Source organism: Rhodoferax sp. TS-BS-61-7, from assembly GCF_002943465.1.
In the GTDB taxonomy this organism is placed as follows: domain Bacteria; phylum Pseudomonadota; class Gammaproteobacteria; order Burkholderiales; family Burkholderiaceae_C; genus Allorhodoferax.
This window is the reverse complement of sequence record NZ_PTQY01000005.1, coordinates 347,298-356,520: the sequence shown is the minus strand read 5'-3', so window position 1 is coordinate 356,520 and position 9,223 is coordinate 347,298. Positions and strand designations below refer to the sequence as shown.

Sequence of the window (9,223 nt, the reverse complement as noted above, 5' to 3'; positions counted from 1 at the left end):
GGGCTGAGGTGGTTGTGGGTCATTGGCAAACCTGTCGGTGTAGGAACCAAAAGGCTAACCAATTCACTCCATCCTCAGCCCTTCGTCATGCGCTCATGAGGTGTCGCAATTCGATTTGGAAATCAAGATATGGCTTAAAAACTAGTACTGCAGCATGGCCACGGCCCGCAGCTCCTCGGGCGTGGTGCTGGGCAGGCCGAAGTACTCCAGGTAGGCGGGGATCTGCTCAAACAGCATGTCCGAACCCACCTGCACCTTGCAGCCGCGCGCGATGGCCGCCGCCAGAAAGGTCGTGGTCTCGGTCTTCATGACCACTTCACCCACAAAGGTGTCGGGCGAGAGGCGCGACACATCCAGCGGCATGGCGTCGCCCTCGTTCATGCCCAGGGGTGTGGCGTTCACCACCAGGTCAAAACCCACGGGGTCGGTGGAGCCGGTCAAGACGTCAAGCTGCGGGTAGTGCTGGCGCAGGCGGGCGGCCAGGCCGTCGGCCGCGGCAGCGTTCACGTCAAACACGGCCAGTGCGGACAGGCCTTCGGCAGCGAGGGACGCCGCAATGGCGCAACCCACACCACCGCTGCCCACCACCAGGGCGCGTGCGCCCTGCAATTTCAGGCCCTTGCGCAGCACGCCGCGCACAAAACCGGCGCCATCAAACATGTCGCCTTGCAGCTGCCCGTTGGGCCCCAGGCGCACGGCGTTGCAGGCGCCGGCAATGGCGGCGGTGGGTGACAACTCGTCCACCAGCTCGGTGGTGGGCACCTTGTGCGGCATGGTGATCAGCGCGCCGCGGATGTTGGAGAGCGTGAACACGCTGCGCAGAAACGTGGCGTAGTCGGGTGTTCGGCAGCCCATGGGCACCACCACCACATTGGCCCCGGCTTTTTCAAACCAGGGGTTGTAAATCATGGGCGCCTTGAAGGCGTGCGTGGGGAAGCCAATGTGGGCAATGACTTCGGTGTTGCCGTTGATGATCATGGTTGAGAGGCCTTGGCAGCCTTGGCCGCATTCACACCGGCGCGCAGGGCCAGCAAATAACTGTCCGCGCCAAAGCCGGCAATCTGGCCTTTGACAATGTCGGCAAACACCGACTTGTGGCGGAATTCTTCGCGCGCATGGATGTTGGACATGTGCAGCTCCACCACCGGGCAGGTCAGGATGGAAATGGCATCGCGGATGCCGTAGCTGTAATGCGTCCAGGCACCGGCGTTGATGAGGACCGCGTCCACACCGTCGGTAAACGCCTGGTGGATACGCTCACACATGGCGCTCTCGCTGTTGGTCTGAAAGGCCTCTACCTCGGCACCCAGCTCGCGGCCCAGCGTAGTCAGGCTGGCGTTGATTTCGTCCAGCGTGATGGTGCCGTACTGCGCGGGGTCGCGCTTGCCGAACATATTGTGGTTAATGCCGTGCAGCATCAGGACTTTCATACAACCTCGAAAACAAAAGAATCAGCAGCCCTGCGCGGCCACCAGGCCACGCAGGGGACGGTGCTTACTTGCGGATCTTGGCCAGTTCGGCCTGTACTTCGGCCACGGTGGCTTCGCCCACGTTGGCGCTGTACTTGGCCACCACGGGCTTCATCTTGTCGCGCAGTTTGGTCAGTTCGGCCGGTGTGAATTCGCTCACCGTCATGCCACCTTTTTTGAGGCCATCCACCGCAGCGGCGGCTTGGGCGCGAGACTGCTCGCGCTGGTACTTGGTCGCGTCGTCCGAGGCTTCGTCAATCACCTTCTTCTCGGCCGCGTTCAGGGTGTCCCAAAACTTCTTGCTGATGATCACCGACTGGGGGTTGTACTGGTGGTTGGTCAGCGTGACGTACTTTTGCACTTCGTACAGCTTGTTGGCGTTGATCACGGTCAGGGGGTTCTCCTGGCCGTCAATCGCCTTTTGCTCCAGCGCGGCGTACACCTCGGGGAACGGCAGCGGTGTGGGGTTGGCGCCCAGGGCCTTCACCCAGTCCACGTTGATGGGGTTGGGGATCACGCGCAGCTTCAGGCCTTCAATGTCTTCCACCTTGAGGATGGCGCGCTTGCTGTTGGTGATGTTGCGAAAACCCAGCTCCCAGTAGGACAGGCCCACAATGCCGCGCTCTTCCAGCTTGGCGTGCAGCCTCTTGCCCACGGGGCCGTCCACCAGCGCATCGGCCTCTTGGGCAGAGCTGATCAGGAAAGGAAAGTCAAAAATAGCCAGCTCTTTGGCCACGCTGGCCAGGATGCCGGTGTTGAGCACCACCATTTCCAGCGTACCGCCCTGCACGGCGGACACATTGGCCTGGTCACCGCCCAGCACGCCGCCGGGGAACAGGTTGACCTTGATCTTGCCGCCCGACTTCTTGCTCACGTTTTCGGCAAAACGCTCCATGCCCAGCACCATGGGGTGGCCCTTGGGGTTTTGGGTGGCGAACTTGATCGTGTGTTCACGGATTTCTTGTGCCTGGGCCACGCCAAAAGTGGCGAGGACAGCGGCTGCGGCAATGGCTTTGAGGACTAAACGTTTCATGACTTGTCTCCTGAAATTATGGGAACCGAGAGCGGCTGTACGCATTACAAAAAGCCTGCCGGACGTGGCGTACCCAAGCACGCCCGGCTGCCGTTAACTATCAATAAAACCAGCGGGCCGGCACCATCACCAGCTGCGGGAAGGCGACCATCAAAAACATGATGGCGAACTGCGCAAACATAAAAGGCAACACCCCTTTGGTCACTTCGTCCATGCCCACCTTGCCCACACCGGCAACCGCATTCAGCACGGTGCCCACCGGCGGGGTGATCAGGCCAATCGCGTTGTTGATGATGAACATCACACCGAAGTACACCGGGTCAATACCTGCGGCTTTGACTACCGGCATCAACACCGGTGTCAGCAACAGAATCGTGGGCGTCATGTCCAGTGCCGTGCCCACCACAATGGTCAGAATCATGATCGCCAGCATCAGCAAACGCGGGCTGTCCAGCAAGGGCTGCAGCAGCTCCACCACCTGGCCGGGCAGGTTGGCCACGGTAATCATCCAGGCCGACACCATGGCCGCTGCCACCAGGAACATCACCACCGCACTGGTTTTGGCAGCCGCCACAAACAAGGGCACCAGCTTGCTGAAACTCAGTTCCCGGTAAATGACCGTCGAGACAAACAGCGAGTACACCGCCGCCACCACCGCCGCCTCCGTGGGGGTAAAGACCCCAAACTTCAGGCCGAACACAATGATGAAGGGCAACACCAGCGCCCAGGTGGCCAGGCGCATGGCCTCCAGCACGTCACCCGCACTCTTGCGCGGCGGGGGAACAATGGTTTCCTTGCGCACCAGCCACCACCAGGTCACCACCAGCGACAGAGCCAGCCACACGCCCGGGAAGATGCCGGCCATGAACAGCTTGGAAATCGACACGTTGGCCGCCACGCCAAAAATCACAAAGCCGATGCTGGGCGGAATGATGGGGGCGATGATGCCGGCCGAAGCAATCAGGCCGGCCGAGCGGGCGCGGTCATGGCCCGCCGCCACCATCATGGGCAACAACAGGGCGGCCAGCGCAGCCGCATCGGCCACCGCAGAGCCCGAGAGCGACGCCATGATCACGGCCGCCACAATCGTCACATAACCCAGGCCGCCCTTGATGTGGCCCACCAGCGCCATGGCGAAATTGACGATACGGCGCGACAGGCCACCCGCATTCATGATCTCGCCGGCCAGCATGAAAAACGGCACCGCCAGCAGCGGAAAGCTGTTGGAGCCTTCAATCACGTTTTGCGCCAGGATCTGCGCATCAAACATGTTCATCTGCCACATCAGCGCAGCGCCGCACAGCAGCAAGGCAAACGCGATCGGCACACCCAGGGCCATGGCCGCCAGCAAAGAGCCCAGAAAAATTGCAATCGTCATGTCAGTCAGCTCCGGGATCAGGCGCGGGAATGGGGGCCCGAGTCGCCACCGTGCGGGGCCTCCTCGGACTCTTGAATCCATACGAGGTGTGCGTCATCGACCTGGCCGCTCAACAGGCGCCACAAGTCCATCAGCACGATGGGCGCGCCCAACACGGCAAACACCAGGCCGGACGCATAAAAAATACCCATCGACACTTCCATCACCGGGCTGGTGGAGTCCTTGTTGACGAGGTACTGGTCATACGAACCTTTGAACACCAGCCACAGGCAATACAGCATCAACACCAGAGACAAGGCCATGCAGACCTTCTTGCCCGCGGCGCCCAGGCGGCCCACCAGCATGTCGGTGCCCAGGTGGGCTTTTTCGTGCAAAGCCACCACCGCGCCCATAAACGTGACCCACACAAACAACCAGCGCGACAGCTCTTCGGACAGGGTGAAACCCGAGTTAAAGGCGTAGCGCATGACCACGTTGCCAAACACCAGCACCACCATCAGCGCCAGTGCGGCAGCAATCAGGTAGCCCAGCAGCTTGCAGTACCCATTGATAAATTTCTTGACCACACATCGCTCCAGATTTCGTACGCTTGTTAATGTACGAACTAGTTAGTTTTATGAGATGCGGGTTTTCCCTAGATCTATCTCGCATAGCCGGGAAAGCTGTTATGCCGAAAGTGAATGACTTGTACGCCCTCCCTGCGCACAAGCCATACCAAGACTGCCGGATTACTTGCGCACGAAGCGCACCACCATCTCGGTGATGCTGGTGCGGCGCGCGTCGGACTGTGCGTTCTGCGCCTTGTCCTTGAAGATCAGTCCGAATGTGTGGCGATTGGACACGTTGAAAAACGTCAGCGCCGAAATGGACGCGTGGATGTCTACCGGATCCAGCCCCGGGCGAAAGACGCCCTGCTGCACCCCCCGGTCATAGAGCTGGCGAATCGCCTGGATGGCAGGCACATTGAGCTGCTGAATGGTCTTGCTCTGTGCCAGGTAGCTGCCCTGCTCAATGTTTTCGTTCATCACCAGGCGGATGAAGTCCTCGTTATCCGCATGCCGGTCGAAGGTGAACTCCACCAGCCGGCGCAGCGCCGCCTCCGGCTCCATGTCCTCCAGGTGCAACTGCCCCTCGATCTGGCGCATGCGCCGGTACGACTCCTCCAGCACCGCCACGTACAGCCCCTCTTTGCTGCCGTAGTAGTAATAAATCATGCGTTTGCTGGTGTGCGTAGCCTCGGCAATCGCGTCGATGCGCCCACCACTCAGTCCCTTGGCCGCAAACTCCTTGGTCGCCACCGCCAGGATGCCAGCCATGGTGCGCGCCGGGTCGTTGGTACGCGAGGGCGCGGCCACCGGCTTGGCTGGGGATGTGGTGCTTCCCGCGGAATGTACTGACTGGTTCATTTCACGAGTATAGGAGGCTGCAAGTCCCCGACATTCGCTAGAAACCCTTTGAGACGTTACATTTCCACCATGCGCAGAACCCTTTGGATCACCCTGTTGAGCTTGGCATTGGCCCTGAGCGCCTACAGCAGTGGTGCCCGGTCTGCCCCCATGCCCCTGCATGGCGACTGCTGTGAAACCATGTGCCACGACATGCCCGGCTGCGCCGCCATGGTGGTGTGCCAAGCCTGCGCGGCCCCTGCCGCCAGCATGGCGCGTGCGCCGGCTTTTGCGTTCACACCGGGTGTGGTATTCGCCCGCTCAGGCCATGACCGGGCGCCGGATGGCCCGGTGCACCCCATCTGGAGTCCGCCTGACTGACGCCGGGTTTTGTCTCATACCCAATTTTGCGAATTACATTTTTAGGAAAACACCATGCGATCCACATTGTTCAAACTCACCGCCGGCGCTTTGCTGATGGCGACTTCGGCCCTGGCTTTTGCCGCAAGCGACTGCTGCGGCGACCTGGCCGAGTGCTGCCTGCAGATGCTGGCGTGTTGCCTGTAAGGGTGGTGCGCTGAATCTGGCGCACCCCAAAAACAAAAAGGGCCAGCCCCCAAAGGGCTGGCCCTTTTTTTGCCTAGGCGTCCTGCGCCAGCTCCACCAGCGCGCGCAGCCCCATGGTGTACGAGCGCCAGCCCAGCCCCTGGATCGTGGCCTTCACCGCCGGCGAGATGATGGAGTGTGAGCGCCAGGGCTCCCGCGCTGCGATGTTGGACATGTGGATTTCCAGCACCGGAAAAGGCATGGCTTTGATCGCATCGTGCAGCGGCACGCCGTGCTGGGTGAGCCCGGCCGGGTTCAGCAAGGCGCCCTGCACCGTGTCGATGCACTCGTGCAGCTTGTCGATCAACGTGCCCTCGTGGTTGGACTGAAGGATCTCCAGCTCCACCCCCAACTCGGCAGCCAGGGTCTGCAGCTTGCTGTTGATCTCGGCCAGTGTGGTGGTGCCGTAGATATGGGGCTCACGCCGCCCGAACAGGTTGAGGTTGGGACCGTGTAAGACGAGGAATTTCATGGGATTCACAGCTTCGAGACCCGTTCCAGTTCGGCCTTGAACAGGGTCACTGTCGCAGGATCGTAAGCAGCGGAGAACTTGTCGTACACAGGGCGCACATCGGCACGCATGCGGGCCAGTTCGGCGGGCGGAATGTCGTTGTAGACCATGCCCTTGGCCATCAGCTCGCCCAAGGCCTTGCTAGAGACTTCGCGGCTAACAACGCGCTGCCAGTTCTGGGCTTCGGTGGCCGCGTCTTGAATAAGCTTTTGCTCTACCGCAGAGAGGCGGTCCCAGAAACGCTTGCTGATCTGAATGGGATTGGTCGCGTACACATGGTTGGTACCGCTCACGTACTTCTGGACTTCATAGAGCTTGCTCGACTCAATCACGGCAAAAGGATTCTCCTGGCCATCGACCGCTTTGCTTTCGAGCGCGCCATACAGCTCGGCAAAGGCCATGGGCACGGGGTTGGCCTTGAAAGTCTTGAAGGTTTCCAGAAACACCGGGTTCGGGATCACGCGCAGCTTCAGGCCTTCCAGATCCGACCCTTTCATGATCGGTCGCTTGCTGTTGGTGACATTGCGAAAGCCCAGGTCGAAGAATCCCAGGACGAGCAGGCCTTTCTCCGGCAACTTGGCAGCCAGTGCCTTACCGAGCGGGCCATCTACCAAGGCATCCGCCTGCTTGGCATTGGCAAACAGGAAAGGAAAGTCGAGCAGGCCAAATTCCTTGACGATGCCGTTGAGCGAGGTGGTCGATGCCACCAGCATCTCCTGCACGCCACCTTGCAGCGCTGCCTGTTGCTGCAGCTCGTTGCCAAGCGCGGAAGCGGCGAACTCCTGCACCTTGATCTTGCCGCCGCTCTTGGCCGCAACGATCTCGGCAAACTTGCGCACGCCCAGGCTGGTGGGATGGCCGGCGTTGTTCAGGTGGCCGAACTTGATGGTGCGCTCCTGGATGTCCTGGGCCTGGGCGCCCAGGCCTGCCAGGCCCAGGCAAAGTGCCAGCACAAGGCGGCGTGGAAAGGGGTGTTGCATGGTGATGTCTCCTGTTGTTAGGGTGAGTGGCAGCAGCAGGCTTGGTGGCCTGCAGTGTTCTCGCCGCTATTATTTGGAATCGATGAGAAATACTTTCCAAGTTGGAAAATCATTTCTCCATATAAAAAGGAACCTCCATGAGCACCGCCCTGGTCCGGGGACTGCAGATCCTGGAACACATGGCCGCCCACCCGGATGGCTACCCGCTGGCGCAACTGGCCAGCGAGCTGGACATCCCCCTGAGCGCTTGCCACCGCTTGCTGGCCGACCTGCAACAGCGCGGCTATGTGCGCCAGGCACGGGCGCATGGCGACTACCTGCTCACCACCAAACTGGCCTCGCTAGGCTTGGGCTACCTCAGCAACGTGGGCATGGTGGATATTGCCGAGCCCCTGCTGGACCGCCTGGCCCAGACCTCAGGCGAACTGGTGCGCCTGTCGCTGGTGGATGGTGAGCGCCTGACCTGGGTGGCCAAGTCCCAGGGCATGCGCAAGGGCCTGCGTTACGACCCCGACATGGGCATGGACGCCCGCCTCTCTTGCACCGCATCCGGCCACGCCTGGCTGCTCACCATGAGTGATGAGCGCGCCATGGAAATGGTGTCCCGCCAGGGCTTTGGCACACCGGAGGATTACGGCCCGCGCGCCCCCACCACCGTCAAGGCCCTGCTGGGCTACCTGCACGCCGCGCGCGTGCGCGGTTACGCCATGATCGACGAGGTGTTTGCCCCCGGCATGACGGCCATGGCTGCCCCGGTCTACCAGCGCAAGGAGGTCATTGGCGTCATCAGCATTGCCGGCCCCAAGCTGCGGCTGACGCTGGAGCGCATGCATGCGCTGGCCGAGCCCCTGCTGGCCACGGCCGCCGAACTGGGTCCCATCAGCAACGCGTCGGCCCTGTTTGGCGGCCCGCCGCTGGGCAAGGGCTGAGGCCCCGCTTCGTTAGCCCCAGAGCACCGAGCGCATGGAGATGGACGCGGACTGGAAACCCGTGTTGAAGAAGCGCGGCATCTCGCTGGCGCGGGCTGCACCGGCCGCATACAGCAAGGGCAGGTAATGGTCGTGCGAGGGGTGCGCCTGCTGGGCCACTGCACCGAGCGACAAGAAGTTTTGCAGCGCGTCCAGCTGCCCCTTCTTGATCTGGTTTTGCACCACCGTATCGAATTCCTGCGCCCAGTCGTAGGCTTCGTTCACCGCGGCGTCCTGGCGCGTGGCGCGCAGGTTGTGCACGATGTTGCCGCTGCCCACAATCAACACACCACGTTCACGCAGCGCCTGCAATTGCCGGCCCAATGCGTAGTGCTCCGAAGGCGCGCGGCTGTAGTCCATGCTGAGCTGCAGCACCGGAATATCGGCCTTGGGAAACATGGGCTTGAGCACCGACCAGGTGCCGTGGTCAAAACCCCATTGCTGCGTATCCACCCCCAAGGGCGCGCCGGTGGCGGGCGACTTGAGCGCGCTGGCCAGGCTGCGCGCCACCGCGGGCGCACCGGGCGCCGGGTACTGCTGGTCGAACAGGGCTTGCGGAAAGCCGCCAAAGTCGTGAATCGTCTTGGGTTGCGCCATGCCGGTGAGCTGCCAGCCCGGTGTGAGCCAATGCGCCGAAATACACAGAATGAGCTGCGGCCGCACGCCACGCGCCAGCAGCTCGGCCCCCATGGCCTGCCAGCTGCGCCGCCACGCGTTGTCTTCAATCGCATTCATGGGGCTGCCATGCCCCACAAACAACACCGGCAAACGCGGCGAGGGCTTGAGCGCCTGCAGCAGCGGCTGGCTGGCGGCGCTGGCAAATGGCGTGGTGATCAGGCTAGGGAGTGTGGCCAGGGCGGCCAGGGTGGTTCTGCGGTACATGCAGAGGTGGA

General features: G+C 61.8%; 12 protein-coding genes. 3 read left to right on the top strand and 9 right to left on the bottom strand.

Translation table 11 applies throughout. The features are described from left to right. Positions 1-141: 141 nt before the first annotated feature. From C5F53_RS15420 to C5F53_RS15395, 6 genes are all read right to left on the bottom strand, one after another. Positions 142-975 (bottom strand): shikimate dehydrogenase, encoded by an 834-nt coding sequence (locus C5F53_RS15420; protein WP_105262290.1) that lies wholly within the window; start codon positions 973-975, stop codon positions 142-144. Beyond that, positions 975-1,430, bottom strand: a complete 456-nt coding sequence (gene aroQ / locus C5F53_RS15415; RefSeq protein WP_105262254.1) for a type II 3-dehydroquinate dehydratase — start codon at positions 1,428-1,430, stop codon at positions 975-977. The genes C5F53_RS15420 and aroQ overlap by 1 nt, the downstream gene beginning before the upstream one ends. A 64-nt stretch (positions 1,431-1,494) precedes the next feature. Next, positions 1,495-2,502: a TRAP transporter substrate-binding protein gene (locus tag C5F53_RS15410; RefSeq protein ID WP_105262253.1), complete on the bottom strand. Its 1,008-nt coding sequence runs from the start codon at positions 2,500-2,502 to the stop codon at positions 1,495-1,497. A 100-nt stretch (positions 2,503-2,602) separates the two neighbouring features. After that, positions 2,603-3,880 carry a TRAP transporter large permease subunit gene (locus tag C5F53_RS15405; protein ID WP_105262252.1) on the bottom strand — a complete coding sequence of 426 codons (1,278 nt, stop codon included), beginning with the start codon at positions 3,878-3,880 and terminating at the stop codon, positions 2,603-2,605. 17 nt (positions 3,881-3,897) lie between these two features. Then, positions 3,898-4,446: a TRAP transporter small permease gene (locus C5F53_RS15400; RefSeq protein ID WP_201740867.1), complete on the bottom strand. Its 549-nt coding sequence runs from the start codon at positions 4,444-4,446 to the stop codon at positions 3,898-3,900. Positions 4,447-4,608: 162 nt separating this feature from the next. Further along, on the bottom strand, positions 4,609-5,286 hold the full coding sequence (locus tag C5F53_RS15395) for a TetR/AcrR family transcriptional regulator (protein WP_105262251.1): 678 nt from the start codon (positions 5,284-5,286) through the stop codon (positions 4,609-4,611). A gap of 69 nt (positions 5,287-5,355) precedes the next feature. Here C5F53_RS15395 and C5F53_RS15390 point away from each other — a divergent pair, with 69 nt between their 5' ends. Beyond that, positions 5,356-5,646, top strand: coding sequence for a hypothetical protein (locus tag C5F53_RS15390; RefSeq protein ID WP_105262250.1), 291 nt, complete (start codon positions 5,356-5,358; stop codon positions 5,644-5,646). 54 nt (positions 5,647-5,700) lie between these two features. Then, on the top strand, positions 5,701-5,832 hold the full coding sequence (locus C5F53_RS20625; RefSeq protein WP_255413713.1) for a hypothetical protein: 132 nt from the start codon (positions 5,701-5,703) through the stop codon (positions 5,830-5,832). Between the two features lie 73 nt (positions 5,833-5,905). Here the strand turns inward: C5F53_RS20625 and C5F53_RS15385 are convergent, their stop codons facing one another. Both C5F53_RS15385 and C5F53_RS15380 read right to left on the bottom strand, forming a co-directional pair. After that, positions 5,906-6,343 (bottom strand): type II 3-dehydroquinate dehydratase, encoded by a 438-nt coding sequence (locus C5F53_RS15385; protein WP_105262249.1) that lies wholly within the window; start codon positions 6,341-6,343, stop codon positions 5,906-5,908. Between the two features lie 5 nt (positions 6,344-6,348). Continuing rightward, positions 6,349-7,362, bottom strand: coding sequence for a TRAP transporter substrate-binding protein (locus tag C5F53_RS15380; RefSeq protein WP_105262248.1), 1,014 nt, complete (start codon positions 7,360-7,362; stop codon positions 6,349-6,351). Between the two features lie 137 nt (positions 7,363-7,499). Here C5F53_RS15380 and C5F53_RS15375 point away from each other — a divergent pair, with 137 nt between their 5' ends. Continuing rightward, on the top strand, positions 7,500-8,291 hold the full coding sequence (locus C5F53_RS15375; RefSeq protein WP_105262247.1) for an IclR family transcriptional regulator: 792 nt from the start codon (positions 7,500-7,502) through the stop codon (positions 8,289-8,291). A 12-nt stretch (positions 8,292-8,303) separates the two neighbouring features. Here C5F53_RS15375 and ygiD read toward each other — a convergent pair whose 3' ends face one another. Then, positions 8,304-9,212, bottom strand: coding sequence for a 4,5-DOPA dioxygenase extradiol (ygiD, locus tag C5F53_RS15370; RefSeq protein ID WP_105262246.1), 909 nt, complete (start codon positions 9,210-9,212; stop codon positions 8,304-8,306). Positions 9,213-9,223 lie beyond the last annotated feature (11 nt).